The following is a 21,021-nucleotide window of genomic DNA, read 5'->3' as shown; positions in this document are numbered from 1 at the left end:
CGCTTATACCACAGCTTGTTGAAGGCTCATAATGAACTCCACCAGTGAACCTACCGTAAGGAAAGTCTCCGGCTCAACGCCAACTTCTGGCACAGCGACTAGAAATACCTCTTCGATATAGACAATCAATTGGAGTACCATAATTGAATCAATCTGTAGGTCCTCATATAATCTGTCCGATTCATGCAATTGCTGAGGCAATCCCTCAAGCTCCAAATTTTCCTCCATTACCACTCTCAGTTCTTTCATAATCTCCAATTTTTGCTGTTCCATCATGATCTCTCCTGTTCCTGTAATTGTTTCCGACTTACTTTACCGCTGGGCATCTTCGGAATTTCAGCTACCAGCTCAATGACACTTGGCACTTTGTAGGACGGGAGCTGCTGCATACACCAAGCCCGAACGTCTTGCGCTTCAATCGGTGAAGCTGCGACTACAAGTGCCCTGACAGCTTCTCCCCATATCTTATGGTTCGTCTTTAAAACGACAGTCTCACGAATGCCGGGCATCCGTCCGATCACTGCTTCAACCTCGGATGGAATGACCTTTAAACCAGAAACATTAATTAGATCATCCAGCCTTCCATACATATGCAAACGTCCGGTCTCGGGATGTATTTGTCCCATATCCTTGGTAGCGATAGTCTTCGAACCCCTTAGGGTCACTAGAATTTCTCCCTTTCCATCTTCAGCATAGTGATCTTCAGAACGAACCGATATCTCAAGGTGGCCTAAAGGCTTACCTACGTCTGAGTGCGAGGACGGATGCTTGCTCACGGAGATGCAACCAACTTCCGTACAGCCGTACTGCTGCCAAACCTCGTCCGTTTGGGCTTTCATGCGGTTCAGTAACGCCTCCGATGGAGGAGAACCTGAGATGACCACCTTATGGCAACCCAATTTGCCTATCCCCAGAGCATCCAACACATTGTAAATAAAAGGAACCGTATAGACGATAGTGTCTTTGGCCGTTTTTATCACATGTAGGGCAAACTTTGGATTTTTATCCTGTACAATTGTAGGCTGGATTTCTCTTGCCCATGAGGCAAGAGTTCCCGTTATGAGGCCAAACGAGTGTGACACAGGAACAAGAATAATTGGCTGCTCATAGGGTGTTTCGCCAAATAAGCGATTGTAATGTTCAATCTCGTTATCGACTAGCTTCCAGGAGCGAGCTATTAGCGCCGGAGTCCCCGTCGTACCCGAGCTGTATTGTAGAATCGAAGGTTCATAGAAAATGGATGAAGGTCTTACTGCAACAGCCCTCTCTAAGTTCTCAAATAGGAGATACGAGCAATCGCCATTCCTCGCAATTTCCCTGGCTGTTTCAAACGGTGTGTCCGCATGCATTAACAACACAGAGCCTCCGCGCTCCCGCAAATAAATAACAGCACTCAGCAACTCAAAGGCGTGCTTTAGGCAAAGCGCATATCGTTTCCCTTCTGGTTTTCGATAGGGCTCCAATTGTCGCATTCGATCGAACATGAATCTAAATTCTTCTTTTTCGTATTTACGACTATCGATGGAGAGCACCTTTTATCACCTCTTAACAGATATAAACAAATAATGATACATTGATTAAAGTATGTTACTATATGCTGTGTATCTACCACTATTTTACTTAATAGTGATTTCAAGTAACAATCATCAATAATTCAGAAATTAGAGGGTTCTTCAGATGTTTATTAATGAGAAGTCTACATTGATGTTTCAATTTGAAAAAACACTACCTACGCAATTTATTGACTTTAATTATTCCATGATCGAGGAAAATCCCTGTCCATTTTTTCAATTAATCTGGTCAAAGGTTGCAACTGATCAAGCCGTAACTCATATAACGATTGTTGCACCCAATGTGCGTATTCGGCCACGGGAATTTTCATTTCCGCAATACCGTTTCCGATTCCATTCATCTTTTTTGGAGTCTACATATGGCGTATTCATACAGGAATATGCAGTGGCCATCCCAACTTCCACTTATGCCCATAGTTCCTTAGCCCTGCTTGCCTCCCTTGTTGACCAATCTAGCGAGCACCGACAGGTTAGAATTTCCTGCGCTCTAACATCTTTACTCAGTGAACTGCTTGATAAACTTCCTAAAGCGCATATCATTGATCAGGACACGCAAAAAAAGCTTCACTCCGATGGATTAAAGGGCGCCCGGGCTATCCTCTACGCAACAAGATATATGAGAAAGCATATGAGTAACCCTCAGCTATCTTTGGAAAATATAGCAAATGCAATTGGCTATAATGCCAATTACTTTTGTCAGGAATTCAGTAGAATACTCTCAATATCACCTATTCGTTTCTTAAATCATTTACGAGTCCAGCGTACGTTACAGCTATTAGAGCTATCGGAAATGAACGTAAATACAATTTGCTCATTAGTCGGAATTACAAATCCAAGCCGGTTATCCAGCATGGTGAAAGCCTCATCAGGCATGACTCCCTTGAAGTTCAGACATTCCAAGAGAATGCAATCAATGTGAGAAGGAGACTTTGAATGTCAACTGTACTGTTACTGAATGGACCAGCTAGCGGTCACGTTAATCCTACGTTGGGCATTGTTGAGGAATTAATAGCGGAAGGTGAACACGTTGTTTACGTTTCCAGTGAAGAGTTTCGAGACAAGCTCGAACGTATAGGAGCAACATTTATCTCTTACGAGAACTTTCTTCATGGAGACGATCCTTTTCAAACCAATAAGCACTATTTATCGTTAGTTAATAAAATACTATCTTCATACCCTATCATTCTCCCCTGTTTATATAGACTCGCTGAGCAATATTGTTTCGATTATATTATCCATGATTCCATGTACGGATGCGGTAATGTGGCGGCGGATTTTCTTGGACTTCCTAATATCGCAACCTGCACTTCATTTATATTTGCGGAACGATTACTAGCTGATAACTCAAAAAATAACACGAGGTTAAAAGATAACCTGATGCTTATGAAAAAGTTCTCACTATTATCGAAGCAAATCTGGAACACCTACCCAATCAGACGAAAAATAGATATTAATGATATATTTTTCAACGAGGGGAAACTGAATCTCGTGTTTACATCAGATTATTTCCAACCGCAAAGCGAGACCTTGGGGCCACATTTCAAATTCGTTGGTCCCATTCTTACTAACCGCTACGATCAACAACTATGCAGTGGCATCGTGCGAAATAAGGAGCAAAAGTTGATTTTTATCTCAATGGGTACCGTGTTTAATGACGTGAAAGCGTTCTATCAAATCTGCTTTGAAGCACTGGCTTCCTTAGATCTTCATGTCGTTCTATCGGTAGGTAACCGAATAAACATGGATGATCTCGGAGACATTCCAGATAACTTCACAGTGCTTCCGTTTGTTCCACAATTACAAATCCTTCAAGAAGCCGATTTGTTTATTTCACATGGAGGAATGAACAGTGCCAACGAAGCTTTATACTATGGGGTTCCCTTGCTAGTCATCCCTATGGCTGCAGATCAGCCCATTGTGGCAAACCGTGTAGCTGAACTGGGGGCAGGCAAGAAACTTGAAAAAGATACTTTGACAGCTAATTTATTACAGAAAACTGTGAAAGAACTGTTGCAATCAGAACAATATAAAATGAACAGTTCAAAAATTATGGCCACTTTGAGGGAAGCAGGCGGACAAAAGAAAGCGATGGCATATATTCGGGCGTTCAAGCAATCTCATGGAATCACCAACTAGCCAATCTCTCACTTTTTTGTCCTTTTGTCATAACGTTTTATAAAATATGATCAACTACTTATTAAATCGGAATTTAGTCTAATCAGCTGTCGCCGCTCAATTCCTATGTCGGGAAGAGGGCGGTATTTTTATTACCAAGATTGGCAGAAATAGGTGAACAATGATTGGTGAGTGAAGCTTAGAGGCTGCGCCGACAATCCTCGTCCAAGGAGCGGCATGACTGAATAAATAAAGGAGGAATACGTTATGGACGGCAACACGTATTCCTCTCCCGAACGGCTTCGCCAACATTCTCATATTGGATTTGAATGAGTCTGTCCAAAGCTATCTATTGTCATTGCAAATGGTGGAATTCCAGAGCTGTGCAGGCCCCTGTGTTGTTTGTGCTGCGGTCAGAAGCACAAACTCTAATGGTTATTACATTAGAAGAGAACTGTGTGTGCACAGCAATACACAAAGTAATTCCAAGCCATTGAATATTTCGGCCAAGCATCTTTTTTCAGGTCTAAGTGATTGTTGGGAACATTGAAGCCGTTGGCAGTAGCATATTTATCATCCGATGTATATGTCAACTGGTCGTCATCAAATTGTTTAGAAGTATTACATGGATTCGGTGTGTAATCGGTGAATTGATGGGTTCGTTCGGCACTGGGTGGTGAGCTTGCCGCCACTCATACTCACTGAGGTTATTTGCGTTTGTTGGCGAAACAACGGTAAAAAAAAGAAAACCTTGAATGGCACAAAACCTTCAAGGTTTAAACGAAATAGATGAATTCAAATATAATTATAATGAATAACCGCAATTATTAATTTATACATTCGTATAGAAACACTTTCTAATAGCAAATATTAGAATAAGCAGAAGGCTATTCAAAACAACTTTCATAAAGTAATCATTTCTATTTCATTGGCTTGTTGCTATTGAGCATTTCAGCGTAGCTATCAAAATCCTAGTGCTGTCCGAGGAGATTTATGTTAGCCTTTCAAAACATCAATATTCCCGTCAAACCGTGGACAACTAACTCCGTCTATTGACTGACATATAACGCTACGATAGCTGTAACAATTATCCATCCTAAGTATCAATTCACTTTTTTTATACCAGTATATTTTTTATTAACAGTTTCAAGAGTATATTTTCAATTCGCATTAAATCTTCCAAATTAGAAATAATTCTATCAATTAAACTTTTATTAGTAGTGAGTTTAAACTTCAATACTAAATTTCTTAAAATTAAAAACTTTCTTGTAAGTCCAATAAAATTATCATATAAATATTTATCATTATCAATTAAATGACCATGAGTAATCATATAATCTATTCTCATACACATAACTTTTTTGTGTTCCCAAAATGTGTGGAAGGGCCGAATATCCACAAAATCAGAAGAACCACTTTTATATTCGTTAAGCTTCTCAAGAACATTTCTGTAAACTAGAATACCAAAAATCTTTGAGCCATCATCTTTTGGATATAAGTAGTCAATAAGTTGTTGCTTGACTAAGTTAACATTGAAACCGATTTGATCTAACTGAATATCTTCCAAACTTTTAGATTTATGTAATAATACTCCTTTAAAGTAATCGTGATCATTAGATATACTATTAAAACAATTATCTATTTCTTCAAAAGTAGCTGTTGTGTGTGTATAATAACCGTCCTTTAATGACCCTGCATGATTTATTCGTTGGCTTTCCAAATCGTATCCATAAATAAACGTAGGATGAGGAAAATATTTATTTCCATACTTTCCGGATGCCGGGAGATAATACTCATTTCCTACAAAATATATGTAATAATCTAAATTTATAGCCTCAATAACAAACTCTGTGAAATCCCCCCATTTTTTTAGCAAAAGCTCTCGTGGAATTTTACTCGTATCATAGAAGGGGATTACATTTTCTACAAAATGTAGACGATCAGAATATTTAATTTCTAAAGAATAAAAATTCGAAGGATTGTATTCAAACGTCCACAATTGAATAAAACGACTTAATACCCAAGGTTTACTATTTGGATAAGTATCTATTATCGACAAAAAGTTTGCAAATGAGGAATAACTGTCAATTATTGAATTACCCAAAGGCAATATTTTCATAGTCCCCTCCGCCTACTTAGCTCAATGAGCTGTGCTTAAAATAAAAACTATACGAGAGTTCCCTAAATTAAATACAGAACCTCGTAAAGCAAATGCCTTGTCTGTGCCTAGTAACGATACAATTTTCTCACTTATGGAAACACCCCACGCGCTCACTGATCTTGTGGTCGACAGTTAAAATCTCGACAGGCAGTCCACTCCGCTTAAAATACTCGATTAATTCCGGTACAAGTACTATGGGCATCTTCTTCCTATCCGCCATGGACGAGCTGTCAAATTCGTCCGCATCAGTGAACTGCAGCCTTAAAGCCCTACTTATTTGTTTGAATATTCTGCTGGCGAAAAAAAGACCTAAGTAGTAAGGTCTTTAGTCACAATATAAAATTTATGTTCTTTGTTAGCTTCTACAAAGTAGGATGTCTCATTTGGATATTTCAGAAATATCATCTCTATTCTTATACATAGCTTTACCTGTGCCGACGATGACAACGAAGACTGTAATGCCGAATGATCGCCAGAATACTGAGTTCTCAAAGACAATTTTATAATCTATCATAAGAGGATAGGCAGCACAACGGCAGCACAGGCCAACAGTAAGACGGTATATTTTAGTGTATCAAATACTCGTTCTCCGATAGTTGAACGGTGTCGCATCGTATGGGATCTCCTCTGCTAAAATAGCCGCTCTCCCGTCGTACTTCGGCTAATACGATTAACAATGATCAGTAATCCGAAGCCCACGACCGATTTGAACAAGCCGATTGCTGTTGTAAAGCTATACTTGGTCTTAAGGATCCCTTCGCGATAGGCATACGTATCGATGACATCCCCAACACCGTAAGTTATCGGATTAAGGAAGACGTAAATTTGCTCAAAGCTGAGATCTAGAATTTGCCCTATCTTTAGTAGCAATAGAAGCATGATCGTCGGCAGGCACATACTTAAATGCTATAAAATAAAGGACTCCAGGAACCAACATGGCGTATAAGGTCCAAAACCGTTTCATGTATCGATAATCCCGCACCCTCTGCTTTGGGATTCAATTTGGTTTGAGATACTACTACTCCTTCACTGGTTAATGCTGACATCAAAGCATAGGTTTCGTCTGTTCCTCATGTTTTGAGCAAAACCCGCACATCTTGTGCTGCTAATTCAATGGGTCCACTAACCTGCTCATTCGTCCATGCATCTCGGTACTTATTGTTTAGTGTAACTGTTGCCGCCATAAACAGGTGATTGATCACAAAGAGCAGCTCGCGCCCTCCAGCTCCCGCTTCTTTTCTAACAACAGCTTCGACACCTTCAGGCAGATCGCCTATTAGCGGTTTAACTTGCAGCTCATCAACAAGCTGTTCGAGTATTCCGTATAAACCCTCCTTCTCAGGAGCCGTTCCCAGGTAGATGGCACTGCCCTTTCCGTATGTTCTTCTAGTGGCTGCAGGCGTTTCGCGATAATAACCATCCGTGTACACCGCCATGGGCTGCGCAGCCGGTTCAAGCGCTAGAACATCAATGACTTCATACCATTTCTTCGCAGCACTTACTTCTCCGCTTTTCAAATCTCGCATGCCGATCTGCTGACTTGCTTCGATGATCCCATAGTCTTCAATGCCGATGCCAAGTAAATCTCGAAATGCGCCTGGTAAACGCTTTTGTGTAATCTGGTTGCTCATTTCCTTCGCACCTGAGCGGAAATCCATGATCAAGCAGCCGCCCTCTTCCACGTAACGGTACAGCGATTGGACCGTTTCGTCTTTAGCCATCATTAAATTAGGGGCAACAAGCAGCTCGTAATCCCCAAAGCTAGCTTCAGGAGATACAATATCCACCGTAATGCCGCGATCGTAGAAGTAGTTATAGTACGTCTCGAAATGCTTGATATATTCATACCCTTCCATATGAGGCTGCAGCTCTAAGGACCACTCATTGTCAAAGCAGCGAATCATGGCAACTTTAGCTTGCGGGGAAGTACCTGCGAGCAGCGGTGCTAATTGCTCCAGCTCCTGCCCGATCTGCTTTACCTCTTCGAACTTCCGCCCAGGCTCGCCATGATGCTGCAAAATGCCATGCCATAGATTTTCGATCGAATACGGAAGCGTTCGAAAGCGGAAATACATGATCGCATCCGCACCGTGGGCTATGGATTGATACGTCCATCTACGAATCTCACCCGGCACGGGTGTCGGATACAACACGACCGCTCCTGGCGAACCGCTTTGGTGCTCTGTTATCCAAAAGTTCTGTCCTCCTTTGAACCCTCTCGTTATATCAAGTTGCTCCGCCATGTAGGAAGGACGAGCCTTGGGATCCGATTTCATATTCGGGTACACATCCAGCGCGCACAAATCTAATTCTTTGTTAAGGTCATAGTGGTCAAGTTGATTGAACTTGCCCATCGTGTTCGTTGTAATCAGATGACTAGGCGCGTACTTCCGGAGGATTTGAAGTTGTAGGCGCTGATAGTCGACAATCGAATCTGATGCAAAACGGCGGTAGTCGATCGCCAGACCTGGGCTGTGGTGCTGATGCACGGCATAGGTAGGCAGATGCAGTTCGTCCCAAGAGCGATACATTTGGCTGGAGAAAACCGTCCCCCATGCTTCATTAACCGCATCAATCGTACCATACTTTTGCTGAAGCCAAACTTTGAAAGCCTGAAGGCAATGATCACAGTAGCAGCGTGCCGTATCGCATACGCCGAATTCATTGTCGATCTGCCAGCCGATCACATCCGGTAACGAGCCATAGTGCTGGGCCATCTGTGTAACAATGCGCTCTGTACAGCGGTGGAAATCTGGATGGTTCATGCAATAATGCTTTCTTGTCCCGAAGCCTCTTACTTGCCCGTACACATCTCGCTGATAGGCATCATATCGATCCATCAGCCACTTCGGTGGACCTGCCGTAGGCGTGCCGAGTACAAATTTGATCCCATATTGGCGCATGACATTCATCGCGCGGTCGAGCCACGAGAAATCGAACTCCCCTTCAGTCGGCTCTAATTTACCCCAAGCAAACTCAGCCAACCGAATGACATTAAACCTTGCCTCCTGCATGAGTCTAGCGTCCTTCTCCCAACGCTCCTCCGGCCAGTGTTCCGGATAATAACACGCACCAAAATACATATTGTTTCCTCCATCTCTTCGTTAATTATTACTGAATATCGAACAGGCTTCGAATGGTTAGTTGAGATTGAAACGTCGTTACGTCCATCTTTTCCGATATCAACTCTTTTGGGAAAATGATGCGTCTATTCTCGCCAGATGATAAATCAAAATAGTTATCATTCGGGCGGCTATCCGCGTTGGCCAATAATAACTCAACCGCTTTGGCGAAAGCAGCTGCTTTGATTTCAACTACGAACGCTCCATCCGTTTCTTTCACCGTCCATGCGAACCGAGGATCCTCAAATACAAAATGCTTCGGCCTAACGAATAAAACAGCTCCTCTGCTCTCTGCTTCGCCCACGGAAGCACCCTCAAGTAGGAAGGCAAACGATAAGTAGTGCGTTCGCTTATGCCATACCGTTGTTACCTCTTCCGCAAAGTCGAGCTCTTCCAAACAACTTGCCGATAGAGCCGAAACCGATGCGGCTACTTGACCCGATTTCACAATGCCGTTCCGGTGATCCCTTAACTCCCAAGTGACGGTACCCCGTATCTCTTCCCTGGAATCATTGGTCAAGTATAACTTAACGGAAGTCCCTTCCTCTCGCGCAGAGAGTAGGACGGGGGTATGAAACCGCTTCGCATAATAATGCAGCGCCTTCCATCTCCCGAAGGAATCGATGCTAGACCACGATGTCACTGGCCAACAATCGTTAAGCTGCCAGTAGAGCGACCCCATGCTGATTCCCCGGTTTTGACGCCAAAATTCGACCCCATAGCGAATAGCGTCTGCTTGCACAAGCTGAGACACATACACGAGTCCATCCAACGTCGACGGATATTGAAACATTTGAGCTACATAGTTCAAAATTTTCCCATTCGCTTCAAAGTGGTTCTGATGTTTCTCCATGACGTAACTCAGCATGTTGCGATCTTCCGGCAACGTAAAGGATTCGATCGTTTTCATACATGGAAGGGATTGGAATCCGAACTCTGAGCAAAATCTAAAATCATATTTGCGATAATCTGTAAACGGCTTCGTACCGTGCCATACGTCCCAATAATGGACGTCTCCTTCCGTCGCTTCGTTCGGCTTATCGAATCCGCCTCCCGACGACGGAGATGCAAGCCAGTAGAATGTATTCGGATCATGTTCGCGCACGACCGCAGGTAAAACGACCTCAAACTGTTTCAAATAATCGGCTCGCAAGGCATCTGTGCTAGGAATATTCCAGTCCGCCCATGCCCACTCCATTTCGTTATTGCCGCACCACATCGCAAGAGAAGCATGGTGTCGCAACCTCTTCACATTATCAATCGTTTCGTGAACGATATTAGTTTCGAACGCCTCCGTCATTTCGTAGGCCGCGCAAGCGAACAGCAGGTCTTGCCAAATCAAAATCCCTTTTTCATCGCATAAATCGTAGAAGTAATCATCCTCAAAAAATCCGCCGCCCCAAACGCGAAGCATATTAAAATTAGCGTCTACGCAGTCTCGTATCAACTTCTCCGTACGATCACGGTTACGAAGGCTCAAGATGTTATGTTGAGGGATATAATTAGCACCCATAGCGAATAGGGCATCCCCGTTGACGACGACTTCAAAAGATTTCCCATAAGCGTCGGGTTCTACTCGCCAAGTGATAGTGCGAAGACCTAAAGTCTGTCGTTTTTCATGGATGACAACATCCTTTTGGGTCAGCTTTACCACTACAGTATACAAGGGTTGCGCCCCATAGCCGTTGGGCCACCATAACTCTGGATTTTGGATTTCGATGAATACCTTCGTTTTGGAAATTACTTCGTGCGATTTCCGTTCAAGGACTTCCCCGTTTGGTGCGAAGACTTCCACTTCGATACCCAGATCCTCCGTAACGGCGGATAGGATTTGGCTTGAAACGTCTATATCCAACCGGACACTACCGGGTTCGTGTTTCTGCGTTACGTAAATGTCCTGAACGAAGCCCACGTCATAACTTCGAAGATAGATGGACCTCCAAATCCCCGAATCGGGCAGAACCGGTCCCCAGTCCCAACCAAACATATAATGGGCTTTGCGAATCTGATTGAATCCTGGCGCCGGGCCTGTCGTAGTTGCCCAGATGGGATTCTCTGCCTCACGCCGCTTCGCGTATTCAATGGCAGATCGGAAAGTAATCCGCAGCTCGTTGTCGCCTTCTCTCAGCAATGACTTAACATCGAATAGATAAGTTCGATGCATATTATCCGTCTCGGCTAATCGATGCCCGTTGATGTAAATTTCAGCCAAGGTGTCCAGTCCTTCACAGACCAGCTCCACCTTATTAGCGATTAATAATTCCCGATTTACCTCAAAAAAGCGAGAAAACTCATAATCATCTCTCAATAGCTCCAATGTCGGATCCACGTTGTCTCGGTAATAAGGATCTTCGATTGCGGCATTATCCAAAAGAGTACGCAGCACTGATCCAGGGATGGCAGCAGCGTACGATTTCCCCATCGCATCCGTGGAACAATTCCGCATTTGCCAAGTACCGTTTAAGTTAAAAATCTTCATGTTTGGTTATACTCCTCGCTGATTTAAAAAGGGGACGTCATGAAATTGACGCCCTCTCTTGGAAAATCTAATTATTTAACTTCTCGCTCATCATTATCCGGAAGGCTAGGGAACGGGGCATGCGGCTCATCTTGATACCAGAACGCTGTCGACGCAATGTCGCTTTGCTGCGGCAGATACCTTCGGTCCGCACGCCAGCCGAGATCTTGAATCGTTACTTTCAGGTCGTTTTCAAAGCGAATCGGGTCCAAAACATGCCAACGATACATGCCAAACCGTTGCTGACTGCGATATAAGCCGTCCGGTTTGATCGCTTGGTGCATGCCCAGATATGCCGTCGAATACGTACAGTATGAGCCAGCCGGCTGCTCCCAGTTCCAGGCACCGCCGAAATAATCCTCCGTCCCCGTTCCGCAGATCGTTGGAAATTCGTTATCGCCGTCCATGTAGAACTTGATTTCTCCTTCTCCCCACCATCCACAGTTGTTGACCTGCCAGGCCAAATAGGTGCCCACAAAATGGCCCTTGCCTTGGATGCCGTCAATAATCGTGTGTACGTCCTTGTAGGCCACTGGATGGCTTCGGCGCCATTGCGCATGGAAGTAAGCCGCGTCCTCTGGCACATCCGTCAGCGTATAATCGATTTGGTAATATAGGATTGCAGGGTTGTCGTTCTTGTTCTCCATCGTAATTTTGGCGTTCTTGCGGAACGGCATTTGCCAATAGCTATTAAAGCCGCCAGCCGGATTGACGGCGATCGGGAGTGAATTCACGTTCGCCCTCTCCACCCAGCCGTTGCAGAAGAAGTCACACACGGGCACTTCGACCGAAGGGTGCTCCTCGCCATCCCAGTAAAACCGGAAAATCAGGTTTCGCCATCCATTGGGATGACTGGTAAGCCAAATATGCTGAATCGCGCCAGGACCTTGGATTTCTCCCATCGTGAATTCCACACCTGGTTCGATTTCCACAGAAGGGGAAACCTTCCAACCGATGCCGAGATCGCGCGCGCCAGCGGCTCCAGTCCCTTCCGTCGCCATAGCTCCTTGACCTTTGGCACCCGTAAAGTTCTCGGGGCTAATCGATCTTGTCACCGCGTTCGACAGGCGTGACAAATTGCCCAATCCCATATCCAATCCGTTGAATGAATTCATGTCTTCCAGCTCCTTATAAATAATCTATTTCCACTCCAAAATGGCAACGTCATACGATTCCAGCTCGATCCGTTCCGCAAACGAACGTCCCGTGATGAGATCGACGCAAGATCTGCCTTTCAAATCAATCACGACGGGGTGTTCTAGGTGATTGAGCACAAATTGATAAGATTTTCCGTTGTCCTCGCGAACTGAAGTCTCCACGCCAGAAGGCACCAGGATATCCGGGAGCAAATCCAACCTCTCAGCAAGATGACGAATCAGCTTATCCGCGAGCTTCTGCTCCGGAAACATGCCAACATAGAGTGCGCTGCCCTTACCGTAAGCGTTCTCAGTGACCGCAGGATATCCTTCGTAGTAATCCGTGGTAAACACGCCAAGTGCTTTTGCTCCTTCCAACCGGATAATATCAGCCCACAAGCTGCACGAATAGTCTCCCGAACAATCGGGATCGACCATGTGGAGACTTGAAGTTTGCTCCGGTGTGAACGGATCGAACTCTTCTACGTGGATACCGAGCAGCTTACGAAGAGGAGCCGGATATCCGCCGAGATGAATGCGGTCGTTCCGGTCAACCATACCGCTCCAGAAGGTCGTCAGCAACGTCCCGCCGCTCTCGACGAAGCGCTCCAACCGATCTGCTGTTTCAGCATCGATCATATAGAGCGTCGGTGCAAGCACCAGGTCGTATCCGCTCAGATCCGAGTGCGGCTGCACAATGTCTACGGCAACGTTCAATTCGTGCAGCGCCGTATAATACTTCATGACCTGCTCACGGTAGCGGATGTCGGCGCTCGGTTTGCCCGCCATTTCCACCGCCCACCAGTTCTCATAGTCGAACAGAATTGCTGTTCGGGCCTTGATCCTGGAGCCGACGACCGCTTCCAGACGTTGGAGTTCTTCCCCCAGCTGCCGCACCTCGCGGTAAACGCGACTGTTGACATCGCCGGAATGGGGAACCAGCGCACCATGGAATTTTTCTGCTCCTGCTTTTGACTGCCTCCATTGAAAAAACAGAATGCCATCGCCGCCTCGGGCAATGGACTGATAACTCCACAGACGCATCTGCCCCGGTTTTTTCTGGGCGTTGTTCCGCCTCCAGTTCACTTGGGTCGTCACCTGTTCCATCAACAAGTATGGCTGACCGTCCTTCATGCTGCGCAGCATGTCGAAATCCATCGCTTGGCTAACGGGAATACCCAGTCTCGGATCGGGATACGTATCCAAGCCTACGACGTCCATATGCTTGGCCCACTCGTAGTAGTTCAACCATTTGAACTCCATCATGAAGCTGGCGAGAATCGGCACGTCTGGCGTCACTTCCCGGAGTATCCGGTATTCATTCAAATACAGCTCTAGTAGGCAATCATTCATGAAACGCGTAAAATCTAACTCCTGACCAGGATTACAGAAGGCGATCGGCGTCGTGCTAGGCGGCCCGATCTCCTCCCAATCGGAATACTTCTGGCTCCAGAACGCCGTTCCCCACTGATCGTTCAATTCATCTAGCGTTCCGTAACGTCGTTGCAGCCACTCGCGAAAACCCGTGATTGCATCCGGCGTGTAGTCTTTCTGCAAATGACCGCCGTGTTCATTATTGATATGCCACATGAACAGCGCCGGGTGGTTCTTGTACCGTTCGGCAATCTTGCGTACAAGATCAGCGCAGTACTGTCTGAACACCTTACTAGCCGGACTGTAATGCTGCCTCGAACCGTGACGGTACGGATGACCGTTGACATCCACGTTCATGGTCTCGGGATATCGATGGGTCAACCAGGCTGGAGGTGATGCCGTCGCTGTAGCCAAATGCACGGCGATTCCGTTCTCTGCGAGCAAATCCATGATCCGGTCCAGCCATCCAAACTCAAATCGGTGTTCTTCTGGCTGAATCGACGCCCAAGCAAAAATGCCGAGACGTACGATGTTGACCCCCGCCTCTTTCATCAACTTCATATCTTCGAGCCATACTTCTTCTGGCCATTGTTCGGGATAATAATCCGCGCCGTACAAAATTTGCCCCATCTTCTCTCTTCTCCACGTCATCGGTAAAGCTCCTCCCAGTCAATCGTTCAGTCATTAGGCTTGTTCATTATCTCAACATTCAAACTATACTCTTCCATCATAACAAGTTGCTCAGTACCCACCAATATGGGGATCGAACGATTTGCATTGTTATGGTCAGGTTATCCCCTCGCATTACATAAAAAAACACCCCCCACCTCATGAGGTAGTGAATGTTGGACAGTAAAAATCGCTCTTGCCACATTGGTGAGGTGGATATATAATTACGCTAATTCAACTAGGTTGAATATCACGATATTATGTTTAACGATCGGAGAGAGTGCGATGAATTTTTCACCCGTGCAATATAACTTCGAATTTGAGCAAAAGCTGCGCATTTGTTTTATCGGGGCAGGTGGACACTCGTTCCGGAACATTTACCCTACGCTGCAATATGCGCCGGTAGATCTGGTCGCCATATGTGACACGAATGGGGATCGGGCCATGGCTTATGCGCGTCAGTTTGGTGCGAATGCGACTTACACCGATTATAAGCTGATGTTCGCAAAGGAGAAACCGGACGCCGTCTTTATCGTTACAAGCTATACGCCAGATGGGCGTGTGCAAGCAACCGATATTGCAATGGACGCTTTGCGTGCAGGCATTCACGTGTGGATGGAAAAACCTACAGCCGCTAGCAGTGATGAGGTGCATCAGCTGATTCAAGCAAGCAGGGATAGTGGATATTTCGTGATGACTGGACTAAAGAAACAGTTTTTCCCAGGCGTCGAGAAAATTAAACAGATCATCAGCTCTCCTGAATTTGGTACACCGACATCGATCTCCATCAAATATCCGCAATCGATGCCGCCTTTTTCCGAGCGAGCTGACCTCAACAACGTAACAAGTTTTCTGGATCACATCTACCATCCCGGTTCTATTCTTCATTATTTAATGGGCAAAATCGGCACAATATCGTATCAGTGGGAGCCTGTAAACGGCAGCTCAGTAACTAATCTGCGCTTCTTATCTGGTGCGATCGGCACGTTGCATATGGCTCCTGGCATTGCTCGCAGCTCTCCGCTCGAACGGCTTGAGGTCTTCGGCCAAGGAGCCAACGTGGTTCTGGAGAATGGCGTAAAATTAACCTATTATCGCAAAACGAAAAGTGCTAGACCGTATGGTAGAACCGCTTCCTATCTGGTTGAGGACGATGAGGCACCGCTATATTGGGAGCCTGAATTTTCATTAGGGCAATTATATAACAAAAACATATTCATGCTTGGTTACGTTCCGGAAGTGCTCCATTTTTGTGAAAGCATTCTATCTGGACAGCCGCCTCAAAAAGGAACATTGGAGGATTCCCTGGAAATTGCGAAGCTATTTGAAGCTTATCGGACAACACCGGAGGACACTCTGGCAACAATTAATGAATCTTGACTCAGAATGCTGGAGAATTCACAGAAAAAAACGAAGCACATTATTTCGTATGTGCTTCGTTTTTTTTATTCCGGTGTCCACCTTTACTCTGGTTCGTGTTAAACCAAGACCATAACAATGCAAATCGTTCGATCTCCATATAGGTAGATAGTGGGCAACTTGTTATGATGTAAGCGCATACGAGTAAAAATCTTTCCATTTTAGAGGTCAAAGAGAATGGAGGTGTATTCCAAAGCAAGTAAGAAGGAGGTGCTCACTCTCTTTTTGATAAAGATTCGTTTTACCACGCTGTACGTATCGGTAAAGCTGAAAAAGGATCACCTTGTCTCTAAAGTAGCCAATGGAAAACTTATATGGAGGATTGCTTAATGAGAAAATTCGCAAGAGTTCCATCCCTTATTCTCTCAATTTTTATCCTGCTTACCTCTTTCTCTTCAAACGTTTTAGCTGCTCAACCACCAACAGGTAGTCCGTCTAATTTCCTGGAGAAAGCAGTGAAGAGAACCTTCACACAAACGGAACCGGGGCTGACTAATCTTCCATACAGACTATATGTTCCGGAGGGAGCTGCGAGCATGGGACCTCTTCCCGTCGTTCTGTTCCTGCACGGAACCGGAGAATCTGGCACGGATAACGAAAAACAAGTCAATTCGAATGCTGACATCCTGTATCGACTGACCGACACCTATTATCAAGACCACCCCGCTATCATTATAGCGCCGCAGTCTCCTACTGTCGGCACCGCTGGATGGGGAAATGAACAGATGACCAAATCCCTGTGGGCCCTTGTCGATAGCGTACAGCAGGAATTTAACACGGATCTGAGCAGGCTGTATGTGATGGGTCTGTCTATGGGAGGTTGGGGAACTTGGGGGCTGCTTGAGCACTATGCCGATAAAATAGCTGCTGCAGCAACGTTCTCGGGCTGGAGCAATGATCCCAAGACTCAAGCTTCCCTTAATAAAGACATACCCGTTTGGATATTCCACGGAGACGCTGACACCACAATCGTTCCAGCCCACTCGAGAAACGTGTTTAATGAGTTGAAAGCAGTCGGAAACACGAAAGTCAAGTACACCGAATTCCCTGGTGTCGGGCATAGCAGCTGGGTTAACGCCTATACGTATACGGATCCGAACGATGGTAACACAAACTTAGTCGATTGGTTGTTCGCACAGACCAAACCGACATACAATATTACCACGACTACGTCGTCGGTTTATGGCACAGTTACGGCAAATACTTACAGCAGTATCGCCGGGGAAACAATTGGGCTCACGGTTACACCTGCAAACGGTTACAAGTTGGCACTCAATTCACTTAAGGTGGGCGGCGGGGCTATTGAGCTTCAGTCTATTGGCAACAATGTTTTCACGTTTGTGATGCCTGCCGAGGATGTTACTGTCGCAGCTTCGTTCGAGTCCGCCAGTGCTTCAGTCCCGTACAATGTGAATGTGGCTGGTCCGTCTGCAAACGGCAGTGTCGCATCGGACAAGGCCACGGCCCAGACTGACGACACAGTTACCCTATCCGTCTACTCGGCAACGAACTATAAGCTTAAAACACTCACAGTCTCACCGAACGGATTAGGCATGAAGGTTGCGTTAACACCTGCTGGCAGCAATCAATTTACATTTAAAATGCCCGCTGGAAATGTCAACATTACGGCTGAGTTTGAGATCATCTATCAAGTCCTCTATGCTGAAAACTTCGACGCCAGTACCAGTGTTGGTGGAGGTGCGTGGGCCGGTGACACAGCCGCCATTGTCGCACGTCCAGGGGGAACTGCAGGCGACAAAGTCGTTGAAATTACTCAGGGCACAGGCAAAAACTTATATCAATTACCTGAGATTTCCTACCAGTCGGGTGTCGACTATACCTTTGAATATGACTTCAGGGGTGACAACAGTATCGGTGGAAACAGTTTTTATTTTAACGATAGCCAAATGGTGTTCGATGACAATGGTTCTGCTACGGCAGGCAGTATGAATCTCTATGCATACAACAATTGGACCAAAAGGACTTATACCAAAAACGAGTGGCACCATTTCAAATTACAGTTCAAACACGATGGTGTGAAATGGTACTTTAATATCTTCATTGACAACGTCCTTAGAGCTGATGGTGCTGTCTATTCCGTTACCGCTCTTGGAAACCAGTCGGTGATGCTGAAGAACGGTAACAAAAGCGTTGCAGGTGGCAAAGCCTATTATGACAACTTCTTCCTCTATCGAGGTCAGAAGGAGCCTGTAACCGGCATTACTGTATCAGGTGCAGGCGGTAAATCCTCTGTCAAAACGGGAAATACACTGCAAATGTCATCTGCCGTTGTGCCAAATGCTGCAACAAATCCATCAGTTACATGGTCTGTTGTCAATGGAACAGGCAACGCAACGATCGATGCAAATGGTCTTTTAACTGGAGGTTCTGTAGGTCAAGTAACGGTCAGGGCAACCGCTCAGGATGGATCAGGCGTCGTAGGATCATTGGTTGTTACGATTTCAGGCTTAGAAACATTCATACTACCTGCGCCTGCCCAAGGTACCACGACTATGATTTATCTAGATGTTCAAACCTCTTTTCCTCAGGTAAACTGGCAGACCCTTGACCGCCTTTATATTCCAGCAGGGAATTATACACAATTTCAGGTTGGAAATCTGCCGCAAAGAAGTGCGAGTGAGCCGTTGATCATTACAAACTATGGCGGACAAGTAAAAATTGCAGGCACAAGCACTCCTTATGGCGTAAAAATTCGGGGCGGTTCGAATTGGATTTTTACTGGGAAATATGATCCAGTGCTTCGGACAGGAGACGTTAACTATCCTGGTCATTTGAACGGAAATTATACAAACTCTTCAGGCGATTACGGTATTGAAATTAAAAATGGCGCTGGTCATGGAATTGAAGTTATTAATGCTGCAACCCCAATGTACGCAGTTCAAAATAATGTAACAAATTATGAGCTTTCATTCATTGAGATTGCTAATACTGGATTTGCAGGAATTGCCCTTAAAACAGATGGTACATCGAATATCGTGGATGGCGTCAAAGTTCATGATATGTATATCCACGATACTGAGGCGGAAGGCATGTATATTGGAAATACTTCTACGACAGCTACTGGCCAGAATAAGTTTACCAACCTCGAAGTTTACAACAACAGAGTTTTACGTACAGGTGCTGAGGGCATACAATTATCCAATATGGGTAATGGCGTCAATGTTCATCACAATACGGTTGTCATGACCGCGATGGATTGGAAAGATCCTTTTCAAGCGAATCAAGAGGGGAACTTGCAATATTACCAAAGAGACGGCAGCGCTTCCATCCATGACAACATCTTTATCGGCGGCGGCGAAATTATGTTCAACTATAAAACTTACAAAGCTACCACAGATGTGCTTAATCCGAATGACGAAGTGCATGTGTATAATAACTATTTCGCACACGCAAGAAGTTATTTTGGATTTATCGGTGAGGATACCACGAATCAGACTACCAAACTGAGATTTGAAAACAATGTGATCAGAAAGATTTCTTTCACCTGGAATGAAGAAGTACATCCCACTGCAACAGACCGAAACATCTTATTTTATACCAGTGCCAACACGGCTAATCCGCTTATCTTCAACAATAATACTAGGGATGGCAGTCAGAAATTTATCGATGTGCTTACAGGTAATAATGGTACGACAAGCCACGTTAGTGCTTCTGGAAATACCACTGTCGCCACTATCGCTCCTGTCCAATTTAGAGATCCGAATCTCCCAGCTGACTTTGACTGGCTCTTGGTTGAACGTTGGGCGAATGTTTCCGTTGATAAAGCGTGGCCTGGTATTGCTATTAAATTTCAATACGGAGATTATGTCTATCAGAACGGAAAAGATTATGCCTATCAGAACGGAAATTGGTATAAAAACATCCAAGCAGGAACGCATACTGGTAAAAACCCATTAACATCGCCAGAAACTTGGCAATTACAAACACCAATGACAGATGATTTCAGGCTTCACTCCTCATCTCCATATCAGAGCATGGGACTTTTCGCTGGTCAAGAATCTGCGCAAATGAACACATCATTGAGTGGTCCAGTTAGTGTACTGACCAACCAAGAGTTCAAAACAACCTATAGCCTATCGAATGTAGCGAACAGCGTATATGGAAATATTTACGCCCAGCAAGTTTCGTTAGCTTTCGATCCGAATTTGGTTGAGTTCGTATCGGCAACTCCGATTAAACCGGGATTATCGCTGGTCACAAATACAGATACACCTGGGCTGGTTAAGCTTGTAGCGGTTTCCCCTGGTGTTGCGATTACGAGTGACGGAGGGGTTGTAGAGCTAACGTGGAAAGCGAAAGCTGTAACAGCTACCCAAAACGCATCGATCTCAGTAACCAAGGCTAAACTTTCAGACGGTCAGGGACGTGAGTCGGATGCGAACTTATCAGCGTATTCCATTTCCCTTGTCTATGTAGATAAGACCGCATTGCATACGAAGATTAGTCAGGCTCAAGCTGCTTATAACGCTGCTGTTGAAGGAACAGGACTTGGACAATATCCGACAGGAAGCAAAGCGACGCTATTAGCCGCAATTCAGGCAGCGCAGCTAGTCGCAGCAAATGGTCAGGCGACACAAGTAACAACAGACGATGCCCTTACAGCATTGAGCAGCTCACTGCAAACCTTCCAAGGAGCGGTGATAATCTCTATCAAAGGTGATGTTGTAGGAAACGATGGGCTCATCACGATCGGAGATCTTGGCTTAGTTGCGGCAAATTATGGTGCGGAACTAGGTCAAGCGAACTGGAATTTGGTGAAGAACGCAGATATGGATGGCGACAATAAAATCGGGCTATATGATTTGGCGACCCTTGCACGTAAGGTTCTAGAGTAGAACGAATTTGGTAAGTGATTCTCTGTCAGAGGAGGGCCGCATGTGAGGCTCTCTTCTCTGGCATGATCAGAAAGGAAAGA

12 protein-coding genes are annotated in these 21,021 nt (G+C 45.2%); 4 read left to right on the top strand and 8 right to left on the bottom strand.

The features are described from left to right. Positions 1-3: 3 nt before the first annotated feature. Entirely contained in the window at positions 4-276 is a 273-nt protein-coding gene (locus AC58QT_RS26705; protein ID WP_497411666.1) for a phosphopantetheine-binding protein, read from the bottom strand. Continuing rightward, on the bottom strand, positions 273-1,484 hold the full coding sequence (locus tag AC58QT_RS26700) for an AMP-binding protein (protein ID WP_497411665.1): 1,212 nt from the start codon (positions 1,482-1,484) through the stop codon (positions 273-275). The genes AC58QT_RS26705 and AC58QT_RS26700 overlap by 4 nt, the downstream gene beginning before the upstream one ends. A 193-nt stretch (positions 1,485-1,677) precedes the next feature. Here AC58QT_RS26700 and AC58QT_RS26695 point away from each other — a divergent pair, with 193 nt between their 5' ends. Further along, positions 1,678-2,490, top strand: coding sequence for a helix-turn-helix domain-containing protein (locus AC58QT_RS26695; RefSeq protein ID WP_497411664.1), 813 nt, complete (start codon positions 1,678-1,680; stop codon positions 2,488-2,490). Between the two features lie 14 nt (positions 2,491-2,504). Continuing rightward, entirely contained in the window at positions 2,505-3,707 is a 1,203-nt protein-coding gene (locus AC58QT_RS26690; RefSeq protein WP_497411663.1) for a macrolide family glycosyltransferase, read from the top strand. A 1,096-nt stretch (positions 3,708-4,803) separates the two neighbouring features. Here the strand turns inward: AC58QT_RS26690 and AC58QT_RS26685 are convergent. The 6 genes from AC58QT_RS26685 to AC58QT_RS26660 form a co-directional block, all read right to left on the bottom strand. Continuing rightward, complete coding sequence (locus AC58QT_RS26685) at positions 4,804-5,805, bottom strand: hypothetical protein (protein ID WP_497411662.1); 1,002 nt, start codon at positions 5,803-5,805, stop codon at positions 4,804-4,806. A gap of 672 nt (positions 5,806-6,477) precedes the next feature. After that, entirely contained in the window at positions 6,478-6,726 is a 249-nt protein-coding gene (locus AC58QT_RS26680; protein ID WP_497411661.1) for a hypothetical protein, read from the bottom strand. 191 nt (positions 6,727-6,917) lie between these two features. Continuing rightward, positions 6,918-8,930, bottom strand: a complete 2,013-nt coding sequence (locus AC58QT_RS26675) for a beta-galactosidase (RefSeq protein WP_497411660.1) — start codon at positions 8,928-8,930, stop codon at positions 6,918-6,920. 28 nt (positions 8,931-8,958) lie between these two features. Then, a complete protein-coding gene (locus AC58QT_RS26670) occupies positions 8,959-11,448 on the bottom strand; it encodes a beta-mannosidase (protein WP_497411659.1) in 2,490 nt (829 codons plus the stop codon). A 71-nt stretch (positions 11,449-11,519) separates the two neighbouring features. Continuing rightward, complete coding sequence (locus AC58QT_RS26665; protein WP_497411658.1) at positions 11,520-12,602, bottom strand: glycoside hydrolase family 172 protein; 1,083 nt, start codon at positions 12,600-12,602, stop codon at positions 11,520-11,522. Positions 12,603-12,626: 24 nt separating this feature from the next. Next, positions 12,627-14,648 carry a beta-galactosidase gene (locus AC58QT_RS26660; RefSeq protein WP_497411657.1) on the bottom strand — a complete coding sequence of 674 codons (2,022 nt, stop codon included), beginning with the start codon at positions 14,646-14,648 and terminating at the stop codon, positions 12,627-12,629. A gap of 303 nt (positions 14,649-14,951) precedes the next feature. Here AC58QT_RS26660 and AC58QT_RS26655 point away from each other — a divergent pair, with 303 nt between their 5' ends. Next, positions 14,952-16,046 (top strand): Gfo/Idh/MocA family protein, encoded by a 1,095-nt coding sequence (locus tag AC58QT_RS26655; RefSeq protein WP_497411656.1) that lies wholly within the window; start codon positions 14,952-14,954, stop codon positions 16,044-16,046. Between the two features lie 368 nt (positions 16,047-16,414). Next, positions 16,415-20,941, top strand: a complete 4,527-nt coding sequence (locus AC58QT_RS26650; RefSeq protein WP_497411655.1) for an InlB B-repeat-containing protein — start codon at positions 16,415-16,417, stop codon at positions 20,939-20,941. The last annotated feature ends 80 nt before the right edge of the window (positions 20,942-21,021 follow it).

The organism is Paenibacillus sp. J31R109, from assembly GCF_059692055.1.
Note: the sequence above shows the minus strand (reverse complement) of the source record. Positions and strands in the feature narration are given on the sequence as shown.